Genomic DNA, 15,541 nt, shown 5'->3' on the forward strand with positions numbered 1-15,541 from the left:
GTGAGGCATGCCATGGTGTACGAGAAGCGCCGTGCTGAACTTTATGGCCCGCTTCGCGAGGAAGGTATATTTACTTGGGACTGGATGTATGGAGAAGAGTATGCGCTCGCCGATATCCATCAGATTACCGCACAGGAACATGAGGAATTGGCGAAAGCGACCGAGTGCTTAGGCCGCGTATTCGCCCGGACGGCGTCGGTAGTATGCCGGGGGAGTTCGAAACTGTTGGCGGAGTTGGGAATACCCAAGGAAGCATGGCAAGCGGTCAGGAGATTTGTATGGGATGATGTACCTACCGTTATTGGACGGTTTGACTTTGCCCAGACACCAAAAGGATGGAAGATGCTTGAGTTGAATAGTGATACGCCCACCGGAATTGTTGAGAGGAGATGCAGGATGGCGTCGCAATGGGATAATATTTTGAATTTCCTGCTTTATCTGGCTGTTACGCTGCCGTTGCTTGGTTTCGGGATGCTGGTATTTCTGTTTACGACTCCATATAAGGAGTATGCCCTTATCCGGGAAGGAGCCGATACAAGTGATCCGCAGAAGCAAGGCGCCGCGAAAGCTGCCGCACATGATTTGGGCGGAAAAATTATTGGGCTTTCCATCGTTCTTGCGTCGGCAATCTATCATTCAGTTAATCTTTTCGACCTTGTTATCTGGGGGATAGTCGCCATTGTATTTCAAGTATTGGTATTTTATTTATTTGAACTTGTTACGCCGTTTCGCGTTATATCAGAAATACCAAAAGGGAATGTGGCTGTAGGTCTTTTTGCATCCCGTTTAAGTATTGCTACAGGTCTATTGATGGCTGCACTCATTAGCTATTAAAATCGTTCTATTGTTTGTCAGGAGAGGAGAGAAAAGCTGCCGTGTTTATTACCATCCGTGACATCAGCAAAAGATATGGTTCAAAAAGCGTACTACATAATGTGAATCTGGAAATTTCGCGTGGCGAAATGTTCGGTGTCGGAGGAGAAAACGGTGCTGGAAAATCTACGCTGCTCTCCATTATTGCTTCGGTCATAAAACCGAGCAGTGGCGAAGTTCTCCTGGATGGTGTATCCGTGCAGCGAGGCGGATCGGCAATTAGGAAGCAAATCGGCTACGTTCCGCAGGAATTGGCGTTATATCCGTCTTTGCGGGGCATTGATAATCTCGCCTTCTGGGGCAAGATGTATGGCCTGAGAGGCAAACAGCTGGCACTGCGAATGGATGAGATCATTGACATTATCGATTTGCGCGATAGAATCAAAGAGCGTGTAGATGCTTATTCTGGTGGGATGAAGCGCAGGCTCAATCTTGGAGTGGCGCTCCTGCACAAACCTGAACTGCTGATTCTTGATGAACCAACGGCAGGAGTGGATGTCCGTTCCAGGCGGCACATTATTGAAACATTAAAAGAAATGAGTAAACGCGGGTGTACCATTCTCTATACGAGTCACCACCTTGAAGAAATGGAGGCGTGTGACCGGATTGGAGTTTTAAAAGGCGGTGAAATTCTCGCCGTCGGTATAACACAAGAGGTTCAACATCATTTGAAAGGGGAAAATTTACATGGTATCGAAAGGTAAAATGCCTATTATTCTAGCAGTAATTGCAGTGCTAGTAATAGGTGGCGGACTTTATACCGCTTATGCGTTTTTTGATGTATTTAAAAGCAACAAAACAATCTATCTTGAGGCGGAAGCGCAAGAGATGCAGAATTTCTCTAAAGTTATGGAAGAGTACGAGAAAAACTATAACAAGTATGCTCAGCCATACCTTGAAGGCGGCGTAGAACAAAAGGTGGAAATCTCCAATCTGGTGCTCGATATGCCGGTAGCAGATCCACAGATGGCAAAAGCAATGGAAATATTGAAAGATGCCAAACTGGTCACCGAAACGAAAGCGGATGGCAAGAACAATAAGAACTACTCTAAAACCAATTTGAACATTAAAAACAATAATGTAGTTGGTGTAGAACTTTTTTATGACGCTGAAAAAGTAGGACTCGGAGTCCCGGTTGTATACAACAAATACGGTTATTTCAATTGGAAAGATAAAGGAGTTATGGAGCAAAGATACGGCCTAACAGGTTTGCCGGAGCGAGTTCCTAGCTCAAAGGACTATATGGAACTGGCAAAAGTGCCACGTGAAGAATTGCGCCCGATTATCGCGGAGTATGCAAAACTGTATGCGGATAGTATTCAGGATAAGCAAGTAATTGTGAACAAAAAAGCGACCTTTGAAGAGCAGGGTGTAAAGCTGGATGCTAAAGAAATTACAGTAACATTTACCCCGGAAGAACATAAGCAGCTGCTGAAGAAGTTCGTCGATAAAATTTCCAAAGACACAAAATTACAGGACCTTCTTTATCCGCGCTACCAAAAGCTAGCTGAAATGTCCGCAACAGGCACTTCTCAAGATATGCCAAAGCTGACAAAAGAAGAGTTCACGAAAAAATTTACTAAGTTTAAAGAAGACGCTGATCGTTCAATCGACAAAGGCGAAGTCGGAGAAGGCATGAAAATGGTCATCTATGCCGATAAAAACCGTAACATTCTAAGCAGAACAATTGAGACAACAGATAAGAAAACCGGAGAAAAAGCTGTGTTCAAGCTTGCCAGCTTCCAGGATAAAGAAAATAAAGATCATGTTGTATTCGATGTGACGACAGATAGATCCGGCGATACAGGCAAAGTTAACATTGTCTATGTGAACAAGAAAGAAGGCGAAAATCAAAAAGGAAGTGTGAAGTTCAGCACTACCGATAAAATGGGTGAAACGACAAAAAGCGACTTCACCGCAGATGCCACCTTTGCTATAACGAAAGAAGGCAACAAACAGAATCAGGATGTAAAAGTGGATTTCAAAGACAACCAGCAGGCCCAGGCAGCTCCATTCACGCTGATTTGGAAGGGTACGGTTACGGATAACGATAAAGACAAAGCTCGTACATCTGATTATAAAATCGAGTTCACAGGACCGCAAAATGACCCTTCCATGCCGAAGAAAATCTCATTTGCTATGAAGTCTGATGAAAAATTCAATGTAGCGAATATAAAGCTGCCAGAATTGAACGCACAAAATAGCATTAACATGGCAACGGTAACGGACCAGGAGTTAATGCAGGTTCAGCAGGAAATTCGAAATGGCGGTATGCAGTTCATGATGAAGAATATGCAATTGTTCCAGCAGCTAGGTCTTATTCCTACCGATGCTGGTCCAATGATGCAGTAGTATAAAGTAAAGCGTAGAGGAGAAGGAAGGGGTCATTCAGGTCCCTTCCTATCATTGTATAAATAGGGTGATTTGCGTGCGATTACTAACCTTGATTGGGAAAGAGCTCACGCTATACCGGCGGGATATAAAAGCGGTTGTCCTTCTTTTGATAATGCCGATTTTTTTTATTTGGCTGTTTGCACAGGTGTTGTCTCCACATCTGTTCACAAGCCGTTACAGCCAAGCGTTTGAAATTGCATTTGCGGATGAGGACAAGACATTCAATACGCAGATGATTAGCCGTCAGCTTGAAGAGTTGGACTATATGAAAGGTTTTATTACTGTACATAAAACGACTGAAGCCAAGGCCATAGAAATGCTGAAAGCTAATCGGATTGCGGGTGCGATTATCATTCCAAAGGGTTTTACCGCCAGCTTGTACAGCGGTGATAATTACCCGGTCACCTTCATCGGTAATCGAACGCAGAAAGAGCAAGCCGACCAGATCAAAAATCAGCTTATCAGTGCGATGAATGATTTATCAGCAGGCCAGAGCGGCGTAAAAGCGGTGTGGCATACGGTGAGAGACGGCGGCGCGACACCGCAGCAGCTAGATCATGTTATGAAAGACAGCGTGATGGATTTTATGATGCAGGCGCTTGGTCGAAACGAAATCTATGAAGAGGTTACGCTTACATCGATGCCTCAGGTTCGCTTTCCAGAGTATTTTACATCCGCGCTCGCAATCGTGTTTGTGAGTTTTCTGGGTATTCGAGGCAGCCGTTCTTTGGCTGAAGAACAGGAATTAGGCATGCTGAGCCGATTCCGTACGGCGCCGTTCGGTATGTGGCAGATATTTTCCGGGAAATTTTTGGGTATGTTTCTCCTGCTATGGGTGCAGACAGCTTTGCTTGTCATAGGGGCAAGCCTGCTATTCGACAATTATCTGGGGGCCCAGGCAGGTTCATTTTTGCTGGCTGTTCTTGGCTTATTCTCTAAAGGAACAGAGCTTTTGGGCTATATTGGTACGTTTTTATTTGCTATCATCGGGGGGAACATTTATCCGCTGTTCTCCCTTTCAGATAGTCTGCAGACAGTGAGCGAATTTACGTTTACGCGATGGGCTATGCAGGGGATGCTGAAGCTTTTCTCTGGCGATGCGTCGCTTTCAGTATGGCCGGAGGTGAGTATGCTGCTTATAATAGGCGGTGTGTTGCTCGCGATCTCCTGTGCGCTCCTGCCGCTTGCGAGGAGGAAATAAATGTACGCAATACTACAAGTACTCAAACTCAGGCTGCAGCTGATTTTGAGGGACCGGATGTTCTTGCTGCTGCTTGTCCTGTTTCCGTTCGTTTTTGTATTTATCCTGAATGCGACTCAAAGTTTTCAGAAGCAGCCAATTATTCCGGTAGCGGTAGCGGACGAAGACAGAAGTAGTTACTCGAAGCTGGTCGTAGACCGTTTTGCAGCGAAAGAAGGTATTCGCGTACTCAGGGTTAGTCGGGAAGAGGCATATCGGTTGACGGAAAATTATAGGGTTGAAGCTGCATTTGTCATTAAAGAAGGCTTCCAGGATGCCATTATGGATGAAGAGATGGACAAGACAGTGGAGATGCTGAAGAATCCGGGCTCGTTATCATATGGAATTCTTGGGGAGATGCTTGGTAGTGAAGTGATGCGGCTTTCCGCAAATACGGGAGCAGCCAATAAGACGGAGCGGCTCTACCAATTGTACGGATTGAAGCAGCCTGCGACAGGTTCGCTGTGGGAGCGGGTATGGAACTACGCTGACTCCCAATGGGAGCCGAAACCCCTGATGACGATCGATTATAAAGAAATGTCAGGCAACGATGTACAGACGGTAAACAGGGTGACAAACGTGTCCAATGCGATGTTGACCGGCATGGGAATGCTATTGGTGTTCGTCTTGCTTTTTGTTACGCTGCACAGCCGTTGGCTGCTGGAAGAGCGGGATAACGGAACGCTAAAGCGAATTATGTCTACGCCGGGAGTGCTATGGAAGTTCTATGTGGGCAACATTGCTGCACTTGGCCTTCTTTCCTTGGTTTTAGTATGTATTTGTGCTGTTCTGGCCCGATTGCTGTTTAGTGCTTCGCTTGTATTTCATCCGTTACAATATGCTCTGCTTGGCGCTTATACGTATGCTGTGATAGGATTGGGCATGTTCTTCTCGGCGATATTCAAGACAAGCAGGCAGCTGGAGACAGGTGCTCCGCTGCTGGCATTGTTAACCGGCTTCGTTGGAGGGTGCTTCTGGCCATTCCTGCCGCTTTCGGGGTTCTCTGAAATGCTGGCGTTATGCACACCACAGGGCTGGACACTTGCGGGAATGAAGCTGCTTATATCGAACGATTATGAGTTGGCGGATATCTTACAAAACATACTCATTCTTGCTAGCTTTGGAACTGCATTATTTGCATACAGCTTTTATCGTATTCGCAGACAAGCAGCTTCTTAGCCAATAAGCTGCTTTTAACATATTCAAATAAAAATGTCCCGACGTATGTCTGCATACGTGCGGGACATTTTTGTTTCCTAGCTTTTCGTGAAAGCTGCTTGTGCCGCATATTTGGCATACACTTCTGGCCGACGGTCTTTTGCGGGAAAGACCTGACCGCGCTCCCGGTTTTCCTTTAGCATCTCCATATCGATTTTTCCGGCAGCGATCATGCTTTCATTTTTTTCGCCGAGCGCGAGTATGCCATCAGCCGGGAAGGAATAATCGCACGGTGCGAAAATGCCTGCCTGACAATAGCCGGAATCGATTTGCGGAATATGAGGCATATAGCCTACAAGACCGCTCAGTGCCACGAATATTTGGTTTTCGATAGCGCGTGCCTGCGAGCAAAGGCGTACCCGATAGTAGCCGTTACCCGGTTTCAAATTCCAGCGAGCACGTTCCTCTGGAGTTAAATGCACTTTATTTTGCTGGATATAGCGTCCATTAGCATATTATACAACCGAGATGGCTGAAAATCGTCAATTCAACAAATGTATATGTAGAAATTTTATCATACCGCTTGTTTTTTTATTCAGATAATTTTATGATAACAGATAAATAATCAAATTCGGAATTCGAGTTCCGAAATTCGGAACGGAGGAGTGCGGTGAGCAGTAACAAGACGGTAGTTAAGTCACTTGAAATTCTGCAGCTTTTCTACACTCATGAATGTTTAACGCTTCAAGAGATGGTGGATTTGCTTACTTTACCTAAAACATCGTTGTATCGCCAAGTGAAAGCGCTTGAAGAGATGGGTTTTTTAACGAAAAATTCTGATGGAAAGTATGCGCTGGGTCTGATTTTTCTGGAGCTTGGGCAGTTAGTAGCGGAGCGCCTCGATATTCGCCGCATTGCTTTTCCTTATATGTGTCGTCTGCGTGATGAGGTAAAAGAGGCTGTTAATCTTATTGTCCGCGAAGGTGACGAGGCGATTTATATTGAGAAGGTCGATACGTAAAATCCAGTGCGCCTGTATACGAGGGTAGGTAGGCGTTCGCCTCTGTATGCGGGAGCCTGTTCACGCATCTTGCTCGCGTTTATGTCACCGGAAGAAGCGGAAAACTATATCTCCCGAACGGAATTGAAAGCGATGGCCTCAGGCACGATTACCGACCGGGATGAATTACGGGAGGTGGTAGCTCGTGCAAGGATGCTTGGCTATTCGGTTAGCTATTCGGAGCTGGAAGACTATTCGGCAGCGGTGGCGGCACCGATTTTTAATCATAGAGGTCAGGCCGTTGCTGGCCTAAGTTTGGCTGGCCTGGAAGCTCATTATGAAGACGAGAATTTGTCCCTGCTCATCCAGAAAATAAAGCAGACGGCCGAGGAAATTTCCCGGCAGCTCGGCTATAAACAACAGGCGAGGTGAAATGCAATGAAAATATACCCATTGGGTGACGCTGCGGCGGTAGTCGAATTGGGGGCGGAGATTTCCGAGGCTGTCCATCGTAAAGTGAAAGCATTGTCCATGCGGCTGGAAGCGCAACCAATCCCCGGCATGATAGAATATGTCCCCGCTTTTACAACGGTGACAGTGTTCTATGATCCGTATCGGGTACTGAAAGAGATGGGTGCACAGCTATCCGAAACAGGAATATCAAAGGGTGTTTCCCCTTATCGCAAGGTGTATAACATATTGGAGCAAATGGCGACAGACATAGGGGATGAAGCAGAAAGTACGGTACGTGTAATTGAGATTCCAGTTTGCTACGGAGAAGAATTCGGTCCCGATCTCGAATTCGTGGCCAATCATAATGGATTAACACCTGAGGAAGTTATCCGCATTCACAGCTCTGCAGAATATCTGGTGTATATGGTTGGCTTTGCGCCGGGGTTCCCTTATCTCGGGGGCATGCCAGAGGCGATTGCGGCGCCACGGCGTCCTTCCCCTAGATTAGCGATTCCTGCCGGTTCGGTCGGAATTGCGGGAAAGCAGACTGGTGTATATCCGATTGAAACGCCGGGTGGATGGCAAATTATCGGACGTACTCCAATTGCATTGTTCGTACCGGACAGTAACCCGCCGACGATACTTGCTTCTGGGGATCGGATTTGTTTCCGGCCCATTTCCCGGCAAGAATATATGGAGAGAAAGGAGGGAAACAGATAGATGGGAATAAAGGTGCTGCGTGCCGGACTACAGACAACGGTTCAAGATTTAGGGCGGTACGGTTTTCAGCAGCATGGTGTCATTGTCAGCGGTGCGATGGATACGTTTGCATTGCGGATGGCTAACCTGCTGGTTGGTAATGACGAGGGCGAGGCTGCACTAGAGATTACATTGATGGGTCCGAGACTAGAGTTTGAACAGGATGCGCTCATCGCGATTTGCGGCGCCGATCTTTCAGCCAAAATAGATGGTGTTCCAGCCCGGCAATGGTGTCCAGTATATATAAAAAAAGGCAGCATTTTGTCTTTTGGTGGTTGCGTGTTCGGCTGTCGTGCATACCTGGCGGTAGCGGGCGGGTTTGCTGTCAAGGAAGTGTTAAACAGCCGCAGTACATATTTGCGCGCAGAAATTGGTGGCTATTTCGGGCGGGCCCTGCAAGAGGGAGATGAGCTAACGATTGGTTTACCTGCCGAATGGAGCGGCCGGAAAATACAAAAATTAGCTGAACAGGATGCCGGGATGTCTCCGCTAGGCTGGGGAATTAGTGTCGACGTATTCCCGAATTATGATACGAATCCGATGATTCGTGTAGTGAGGGGCGCACAATTTAATTGCTTTGAGCAAGAAAGCAGGGATGAATTCCTTTCTTCGCCTTTCAAGGTACTGCCGCAGTCGGATAGAATGGGCTACCGTCTGAAAGGGCCGAAGCTGGAGCTCTCAGAACCACTGGAAATGATTTCGGAAGCAGTGGCATCTGGCACGGTACAAGTACCGCCGGAGGGTCAGCCGATTGTGCTGCTGGCGGATCGCCAGACTGCAGGTGGTTATCCGAAAATCGCCCAGATTATTTCCGTTGATCTTCCGGTTATTGCCCAGACAAAGCCAGGAGAGAGCCTTCGTTTTCAGATTGTTTCGCTTGAGGAAGCTGAAGCGCTCTATGTGGCACGCGAGATGCAAATCGAACAGGTAAGACGGGCAATTGCTTTGCGATATCAATAAAGTAAAATTTCCATAAGCTTAGGAGCTTCATCCTCTACCGAAGTTTAGTTACACTTATTGGGGTCTTAGGGACAGTTAGCTCTTACGTAGTGCACTTGAAGAAGGAGCTTACTGCCTATTGGGCCAGAATAAAAGGAGGAAAACTATGTATCGAGTAGATATTAACTGTGATATGGGAGAAAGCTTTGGCGCGTATCGTATGGGGAGGGATGAAGAGATTTTGTCATTCATCACTTCCGCCAATATTGCTTGTGGATTCCATGCCGGGGGTCCGGCCGTTATGCGCAAGACAGTGGATATGGCACTTGAGAAAGGTGTAGCGATGGGAGCGCATCCTGGCCTTCCTGACCTTGAAGGGTTCGGCCGACGGAATATGGATATTACTCCACAGGAAGCGTATGACATGGTTGTATATCAAATAGGGGCCTTATATGGATTTGTGAAAGCATCAGGCGGTCGATTGCAGCACGTCAAACCGCATGGCGCCCTATATAATATGGCCGCAAAAAATCCGAATCTATCAGAGGCGATTGCCGAGGCGGTGTACAAGATAGACCCGGAGCTGATTCTATTCGGGCTTTCAGGCAGCGAACTGGTCAAAGCCGGGCAGCGTATCGGTCTACGGACAGCGAATGAAGTGTTTGCGGATCGAACCTACCAGGCAGATGGTACGCTGACTTCGCGCCGGGAGCCGAACGCGCTGATTACGGATACAGAAGAGGCAGTTGAACAGGTCATCCGTATGGTGAAAGAGAAAAAGGTGTATACCATGCAGGAGCAGGATATCAACATTCAAGCGGATACGGTCTGCATTCATGGAGATGGTGCACATGCACTCGAATTTGCTAGAAACATTCGCAAACTATTGGGACAGGCCGATGTATTGGTCCGTGCCGTTGGAGAAAAATAGGGGAAAGAATACATCATTATGTACATGTCAAAATGTCATATGCAATTCATAGTCATATGATGTTTCAGCATGAAATGCAGCACGATATAAAGGGGGATTTACTATGGACAAAAAGGGAAACAGGAGCGTATTGCTCGGCGCTGCCTTTCTTATGGCAACATCGGCGATTGGGCCAGGATTCCTAACGCAGACGACCGTATTTACTAGCCAGTTGGCAGCAAGCTTTGGATTTGTCATTCTGATGTCTATTATTCTGGACATTGGGGCTCAGATGAACATCTGGCGTGTCATCGCTGTATCGGGAAAGCGGGCGCAGGATATCGCCAATATGTTATTGCCAGGTCTCGGTTATTTTCTCGCTTTTCTGATTGTCATTGGAGGTCTTGCGTTCAATATTGGGAACGCCGCCGGTGCGGGCCTTGGCATGAATGTCATGTTCGGTATAACACCGGAGATGGGAGCGCTCATTAGCGGCATTATCGCTATTGCGATTTTTATTATTAAAGAAGCAGGCAAGGCGATGGATCGTTTTACCCAAGTAGCTGGATTCGTTATGATTGGACTTACGGTTTATGTCGCAGTTACTTCACAACCTCCACTCGGTGAAGCAGTGGTGAGAACGTTTGTGCCGGAGCAGATCAACATGATGGCTATCGTTACGCTCGTTGGCGGAACAGTAGGTGGTTATATCACCTTTGCTGGTGGACACCGTTTGTTAGATGCCGGAATCAAGGGCAAAGAGGCATTGCCTCAAGTAACAAAAGGAGCTGTATCGGCCATCGGTATCGCTTCCATCATGCGGATCGTACTATTTTTGGCAGCGCTCGGCATCGTAGCCCAGGGGCTAACGCTTGATCCGGCCAATCCCCCTGCATCTGTCTTTCAGTTGGCGGCCGGTAACATTGGCTATAAGATTTTTGGTATCGTAATGTGGGCTGCCGCAATTACTTCGGTTATTGGAGCGGCATATACGTCTGTTTCATTTATTCGAACATTCAGCCCTTCATTAGAGAAATATCACCGTGCTATCATTATTGGATTTATAGCGATTTCTACACTTGTTTTCACTCTTATTGGTAAACCGGTCAAAATCCTCGTTCTTGTCGGGGCATTGAATGGCTTGATTCTGCCGATTTCTCTTGGCGTTATTCTTATTGCCGCATACAAAACGAAAATTGTCGGCGACTATAAGCATCCGCTCTGGTTGACCCTATTCGGGGCAATTATCGTGGTGGCGATGGCGATTATGGGCGGAATGACTATGGTTACGGAGCTTCCGAAGCTGTTCGCTTAATAAATGGATACATCTTGCAGAAGGAGGAAGGAACATGAATAATCCAGCTATACTTACACCGACCGAGGCACGTACGCTAATTCGAGAAGGAAAATGGAACAAGCCGACATCAGGGATGGCTGCAGGCTACACGCAGGCTAACCTGGCCATTCTCAAGAAGGAATTGGCTTTCGAGTTTTTACTGTTCTGCCAGCGTAACCCGAAGCCATGCCCTGTACTGGATGTTACTGAAGTCGGTTCTCCAGTGCCGCAACTAATCGCACCGGATGCAGACATACGTACCGATATTCCGGCATATCGCGTGTACAAGCATGGGGAATTGGTAGATGAAGTACCGGATATTCTATCCTACTGGGAAGATGATATGGTAGCATTTTTGCTTGGTTGCAGCTTTACATTTGAACAGGCGATGCTTAAGAATAATATCCCGGTACGCCATATAGAAGAAGATTGTAATGTGCCGATGTACCAGACGAATATACCATGTATAAAAGCCGGGCGTTTTGAAGGCCCGATGGTAGTTAGTATGCGTCCGGTACCAGAAAAAGATGTAGTACGTGCCGTGCAGGTAACAAGCCGTTTTCCTGCCGTACATGGCGCCCCGGTTCATGTCGGCAATCCGGCATCCATCGGAATCCGTGATATTCATCGCCCTGATTTTGGGGACTCTGTAACCGTAAAAGAAGGCGAAGTTCCTGTTTTTTGGGCGTGCGGCGTCACACCGCAGGCGGTAGCCATGCATATGAAGCCGGAAATTATGATTACCCATGCACCCGGACATATGTTTATTACCGATATGCATGAAGAGCAATACAGTGTGCTTTAAGTTAAAGAAAATGCCATAATAAAGCAATGGACCTGTCAAATCGTTTCCCAAAGGAGACGTGGAGACAGGTCTTTTTGCTGTGTTATTCCAGATGTATCGGGGGACATACCATGAATAACCATTATGATGTGATTGTCATTGCAGCAGGCTTTTCAGGGCATAGGTTCAAGTTTGCGAGTGCACTTGGCGAAGAGTTAAGCAATATATTAGTACATGGCAGATCAAATCTAGATCTTTCGCGATTTTCTTTACGGTGCTTTGCGTAAGGAAGGTTTTTATATAAGTTACACTTGATATTTTTACATATAACGGTTGTTACTTAAGATGACACAATTTAGAACTAAAAAAATCAACAAGGACACCGATATTCCGTATATAGGAAGAAATTGATTTTTCTTCAGGTGTACCTTTCATAAGCTTCGTTAATAGCAAACCTTTCGAAAGGTAGGGACGCAAAGCCACGGGCCTAACGCGTTAGTATACGCAATGGCAGCCGGGTTGCCGAAAAGCTGTAGATTGCATAAGTCAGGGCTATTCTGTGATGCAGCATAGTCCTTTTGTGTTTATCTTGATTTAGGGGTAGCAAAATCCCTATATGTGCAATTCCGCATCAGTGGAGGGTAAGAAAAATCTTTGTTGATAGAAAATTTATTTCAATAATAAAAAAGGTCAGGTGGAAAAATGAATCACTTTGCACAGCTAAACAAGCAGTATATCGGCGGAGAGTGGAAAGATGGTCATGGACAAAACGTACTCACTGACAAAAATCCGTACAATGGAGAGATTGTTGCAGAATTCCGTATAGCAAATTTGCAGGATATTGATGAGGCATACCAGGCCGCGGCTCATGCAAAAGAGGAATGGGATAAAGTAAACCCGTTTACTAAAAGAGCTGTTCTGGAACGGGCCATCGCATATATAGAGCAGCATGAGAAAGAGATAACAGAAATTATTATGGATGAGTTGGGTGGAACTCGGCTGAAAGCCGCCTTTGAAATTGGGCTTGTGAAAGACATTATTAAAGAAGCAGCTACTTTTCCATTGCGTATGGAAGGCAAAATTCTCCCTTCCCCTGTAGATGGAAAGGAAAATAGGCTTTATCGCCTTCCGGTTGGTGTGGTAGGTGTAATTAGTCCGTTTAACTTTCCCTTTTATCTGTCCATGAAGTCGGTAGCGCCTGCCCTTGGTGCGGGGAACGGTGTCGTGCTGAAGCCGCATGAAGATACTCCCATTACGGGAGGAACCCTTATTGCGAAGATCTTTGAGGAAGCAGGCATTCCAAAAGGATTGCTTAATGTAGTTGTAACCGAAATTAGCGAGATTGGAGATGCTTTCGTAGAACATCCGATTCCACGTGTTATTTCTTTCACTGGCTCCACGCAAGTCGGGAGCCACATTGGTCAGCTAGCGGCGAAACATTTCAAGAAAGCCGCGCTTGAACTTGGAGGTAACAGCGCGCTCATTGTTTTGGAGGATGCCGATATCGATTACGCGGTGAATGCTGCTGTATTTAGCCGTTTTACACATCAAGGACAGGTCTGCATGTCGGCTAATCGAGTGATTGTTCATCAAGATGTGTATGATGAGTTTGTTACAAAGTATGTAAATAAAGTATCTACGCTTAAATGCGGAAATCCAAGGGAAGAGGATACAATCATTGGCCCTCTAATTAACAAGCGCCAGGTTCAGAATCTGATTGCTACTGTGGAGGAAGGCATTCGTGAAGGTGCAACACCAATTTTACACGGGGACGTGCGAGGGAATGTTGTTGAACCGATTGTGCTGTCTGATGTTACAACCGATATGGCTGTAGCAAAGCGCGAATTGTTCGGACCAGCAGTATGCATCATGAAATTCAGCACAGAGGAAGAAGCTATCCGAATGGCGAACGATACACCATTTGGCCTTAGCGGGGCTGTTCACACCGCTAATCTGGAACGTGGCGCAGAGTTTGCCAAGAAAGTATATACCGGAATGATTCATGTTAATGACGGAACCATTAATGATGAACCGCTTGTTGCCTTTGGAGGAGAGAAGAATTCAGGACTTGGCCGCCTGAATGGACCGTGGAGCCTGGAAGAATTTACAACACTGAAATGGATTTCCATTCAACATACGCCGCGGCAATTTCCTTATTAATTAAGTTGAAAGGGGAAAAGAAAATTGTACACAAATCAGGATGGCGTACAGGAGAAAAGCCAATCTAGCCATCAGGCAGAGCTTTTACAAGCTTTCATGAAGGTAGCGCCTTTTCTAAATAGTTTAATTCAAGAAGATATCACAATAGGAATTTATGATACGGAAAAACTACTCATTAATATTCCTGCCCAGACTTTTTCCCTCAATGTAAAGCCGGGAGATCCGTTGCAAGAAGGCGACATCATTACAGAGGCAATCCGTCATAAGAGAGAGATGACGGCACAGGTGCCTAAGGAACTGTTTGGATTTCCGCTTGTTGCAAAGGCCATTCCGCTTTATGACAGCTCCGGACATGTCATTGGCGGTGTAGGCGTTGGAGCAAGTATGGAAAAAGTAAATACATTGTATGAAGTGGTTGAGAATTTATCCGCCATTGTTGAGCAAACTGCTGCTACTATGCAGAGTATGGCAGAATCTATTACCGATTTAACCGTAAACATGGGCGAGATTTCCTCTCAGGCCAAAGAAGTCGGCAAAAGTGTTGAGGAAATTGAAAAAATCGCCAGTACTGTCAGGAAAATAGCAGACCAGAGTAATGTACTTGGTTTGAATGCTTCGATTGAAGCAGCCCGTGCTGGCGAACATGGAAGGGGATTTTCCGTGGTAGCCAACGAGGTGCGAAAAATGGCGACCAACTCACGGGAAAATGTGGTGCGGATTAATGAAGCAACAGACTTGATCCGCTCCCTTATTTCCAAGTTGGAAGAATCGCTGGAGCGAGTCAACAGTACGACGACGACTCAGGCAGCGGCTACCGAGCAGATTTCGGCTACTATGCAAGAAGTAAGCGATAATACAAACAAAGTAGCGCAAATGGCAGAGTCACTACTAAAAGGTTCCAGATAAAAAAGTACGCCATTCCAATTAAGGGATGGCGTTTTTTATTTATGTACTGTTTGTCGCTTTATTCAGGAAGAGCACCTTTATAGCAATAATATCATAGTGGCTCATTACTAAATGTATCGTATTACAGATGCTTTCGCATGACGATTCGCTTGTCATTTATAACATAGCTATTTTTGTTATAAAAGGCTTTGGCCTGGCTGTCATCCATAGTTAAGAGATAGATGCTTTGCACATTTTGTTTTTTTAATTCGTTTTCCAGATGGCTGAGTAATCTCGAACCGTAGCCGTTTCCTTGGGCCTGATTATCAATACATAGCTCCGCCAAATAAAAAGTTGTTCCTTTATCGGTTTCCTTGCAATTCCCACCAATAAACCCAACTAGCCGCTGATGTGAGAACAGGGCGAAAATAAGCGACTTTGGCGTATGCAATAAGTCGGATAGCCTGCTCCTAGCCGCTTCGTGCGTCCAGTTTTCATTCCACGGTTCACTGTTGAAAACTCTACTATAGAGAGTGATGCATTGTTCCAAGTTATCTGCAGTGACAGGTATAATTTCTTCCATTAAGCTCTTCCTCCTTTTGGCATAATTCACACCTGTTGATTGTCCAAAGAGAAAAAGGCCACCACAA

Annotated in this window: 14 protein-coding genes, 1 pseudogene and 1 riboswitch; of the genes and pseudogenes, 13 read left to right on the plus strand and 2 right to left on the minus strand. The window is 46.0% G+C overall.

The features are described from left to right. The 5 genes from HMPREF0083_RS29410 to HMPREF0083_RS13290 all read left to right on the plus strand — a co-directional run bounded on the left by HMPREF0083_RS29410 (position 1) and on the right by HMPREF0083_RS13290 (position 5,686). Positions 1-834, plus strand: coding sequence for a DUF350 domain-containing protein (locus HMPREF0083_RS29410; RefSeq protein WP_245191342.1), 834 nt, complete (start codon positions 1-3; stop codon positions 832-834). A 41-nt stretch (positions 835-875) separates the two neighbouring features. Further along, complete coding sequence (locus HMPREF0083_RS13275) at positions 876-1,577, plus strand: ABC transporter ATP-binding protein (protein WP_051354653.1); 702 nt, start codon at positions 876-878, stop codon at positions 1,575-1,577. Continuing rightward, a complete protein-coding gene (locus HMPREF0083_RS13280; protein WP_021621952.1) occupies positions 1,561-3,225 on the plus strand; it encodes a DUF6583 family protein in 1,665 nt (554 codons plus the stop codon). Before HMPREF0083_RS13275 ends, HMPREF0083_RS13280 begins: the two co-directional genes overlap by 17 nt. A 76-nt stretch (positions 3,226-3,301) precedes the next feature. Further along, on the plus strand, positions 3,302-4,468 hold the full coding sequence (locus HMPREF0083_RS13285) for an ABC transporter permease (RefSeq protein ID WP_021621953.1): 1,167 nt from the start codon (positions 3,302-3,304) through the stop codon (positions 4,466-4,468). Beyond that, complete coding sequence (locus HMPREF0083_RS13290; RefSeq protein WP_021621954.1) at positions 4,469-5,686, plus strand: ABC transporter permease; 1,218 nt, start codon at positions 4,469-4,471, stop codon at positions 5,684-5,686. Between the two features lie 77 nt (positions 5,687-5,763). Here HMPREF0083_RS13290 and HMPREF0083_RS13295 read toward each other — a convergent pair whose 3' ends face one another. Beyond that, positions 5,764-6,147, minus strand: coding sequence for a carbon-nitrogen hydrolase family protein (locus HMPREF0083_RS13295; protein WP_021621955.1), 384 nt, complete (start codon positions 6,145-6,147; stop codon positions 5,764-5,766). 188 nt (positions 6,148-6,335) lie between these two features. Here HMPREF0083_RS13295 and HMPREF0083_RS13300 point away from each other — a divergent pair. From HMPREF0083_RS13300 to HMPREF0083_RS13335, 8 genes and pseudogenes are all read left to right on the plus strand, one after another. Continuing rightward, positions 6,336-7,097, plus strand: a pseudogene (locus HMPREF0083_RS13300) (IclR family transcriptional regulator). Between the two features lie 6 nt (positions 7,098-7,103). Beyond that, on the plus strand, positions 7,104-7,838 hold the full coding sequence (gene pxpB, locus HMPREF0083_RS13305) for a 5-oxoprolinase subunit PxpB (protein WP_021621958.1): 735 nt from the start codon (positions 7,104-7,106) through the stop codon (positions 7,836-7,838). Beyond that, entirely contained in the window at positions 7,839-8,837 is a 999-nt protein-coding gene (locus HMPREF0083_RS13310) for a 5-oxoprolinase subunit C family protein (RefSeq protein ID WP_021621959.1), read from the plus strand. It begins immediately after the preceding gene. A 145-nt stretch (positions 8,838-8,982) separates the two neighbouring features. Beyond that, positions 8,983-9,747, plus strand: coding sequence for a LamB/YcsF family protein (locus HMPREF0083_RS13315; protein ID WP_021621960.1), 765 nt, complete (start codon positions 8,983-8,985; stop codon positions 9,745-9,747). 103 nt (positions 9,748-9,850) lie between these two features. Then, the gene (locus HMPREF0083_RS13320; protein WP_021621961.1) at positions 9,851-11,041 is read left to right on the plus strand and encodes an NRAMP family divalent metal transporter; all 1,191 of its coding nucleotides are present in this window, start codon (positions 9,851-9,853) and stop codon (positions 11,039-11,041) included. A gap of 34 nt (positions 11,042-11,075) precedes the next feature. Further along, positions 11,076-11,867, plus strand: coding sequence for a putative hydro-lyase (locus HMPREF0083_RS13325; RefSeq protein WP_021621962.1), 792 nt, complete (start codon positions 11,076-11,078; stop codon positions 11,865-11,867). A gap of 417 nt (positions 11,868-12,284) precedes the next feature. After that, a riboswitch (cyclic di-GMP riboswitch) is annotated at positions 12,285-12,373 on the plus strand. Positions 12,374-12,548: 175 nt separating this feature from the next. Continuing rightward, entirely contained in the window at positions 12,549-14,006 is a 1,458-nt protein-coding gene (yfmT, locus tag HMPREF0083_RS13330) for a benzaldehyde dehydrogenase (RefSeq protein ID WP_021621965.1), read from the plus strand. A 96-nt stretch (positions 14,007-14,102) separates the two neighbouring features. After that, on the plus strand, positions 14,103-14,912 hold the full coding sequence (locus tag HMPREF0083_RS13335) for a methyl-accepting chemotaxis protein (RefSeq protein WP_051354654.1): 810 nt from the start codon (positions 14,103-14,105) through the stop codon (positions 14,910-14,912). Between the two features lie 121 nt (positions 14,913-15,033). Here the strand turns inward: HMPREF0083_RS13335 and HMPREF0083_RS13340 are convergent. Continuing rightward, a partial coding sequence (locus HMPREF0083_RS13340) for a GNAT family N-acetyltransferase (RefSeq protein ID WP_021621967.1) occupies positions 15,034-15,541 on the minus strand: 508 nt, incomplete at its 5' end.

It is taken from the genome of Aneurinibacillus aneurinilyticus ATCC 12856, from assembly GCF_000466385.1.
GTDB lineage: Bacteria > Bacillota > Bacilli > Aneurinibacillales > Aneurinibacillaceae > Aneurinibacillus > Aneurinibacillus aneurinilyticus.

Coding starts and splice junctions, on each gene's coding strand:
- HMPREF0083_RS13280 (WP_021621952.1), top strand. CDS start 1,561: ATGGTATCGAAAGGTAAAATGCCTATTATTCTAGCAGTAATTGCAGTG.
- HMPREF0083_RS13290 (WP_021621954.1), top strand. CDS start 4,469: ATGTACGCAATACTACAAGTACTCAAACTCAGGCTGCAGCTGATTTTG.
- pxpB (WP_021621958.1), top strand. CDS start 7,104: ATGAAAATATACCCATTGGGTGACGCTGCGGCGGTAGTCGAATTGGGG.
- HMPREF0083_RS13310 (WP_021621959.1), top strand. CDS start 7,839: ATGGGAATAAAGGTGCTGCGTGCCGGACTACAGACAACGGTTCAAGAT.
- HMPREF0083_RS13315 (WP_021621960.1), top strand. CDS start 8,983: ATGTATCGAGTAGATATTAACTGTGATATGGGAGAAAGCTTTGGCGCG.
- HMPREF0083_RS13320 (WP_021621961.1), top strand. CDS start 9,851: ATGGACAAAAAGGGAAACAGGAGCGTATTGCTCGGCGCTGCCTTTCTT.
- HMPREF0083_RS13325 (WP_021621962.1), top strand. CDS start 11,076: ATGAATAATCCAGCTATACTTACACCGACCGAGGCACGTACGCTAATT.
- yfmT (WP_021621965.1), top strand. CDS start 12,549: ATGAATCACTTTGCACAGCTAAACAAGCAGTATATCGGCGGAGAGTGG.
- HMPREF0083_RS13335 (WP_051354654.1), top strand. CDS start 14,103: ATGAAGGTAGCGCCTTTTCTAAATAGTTTAATTCAAGAAGATATCACA.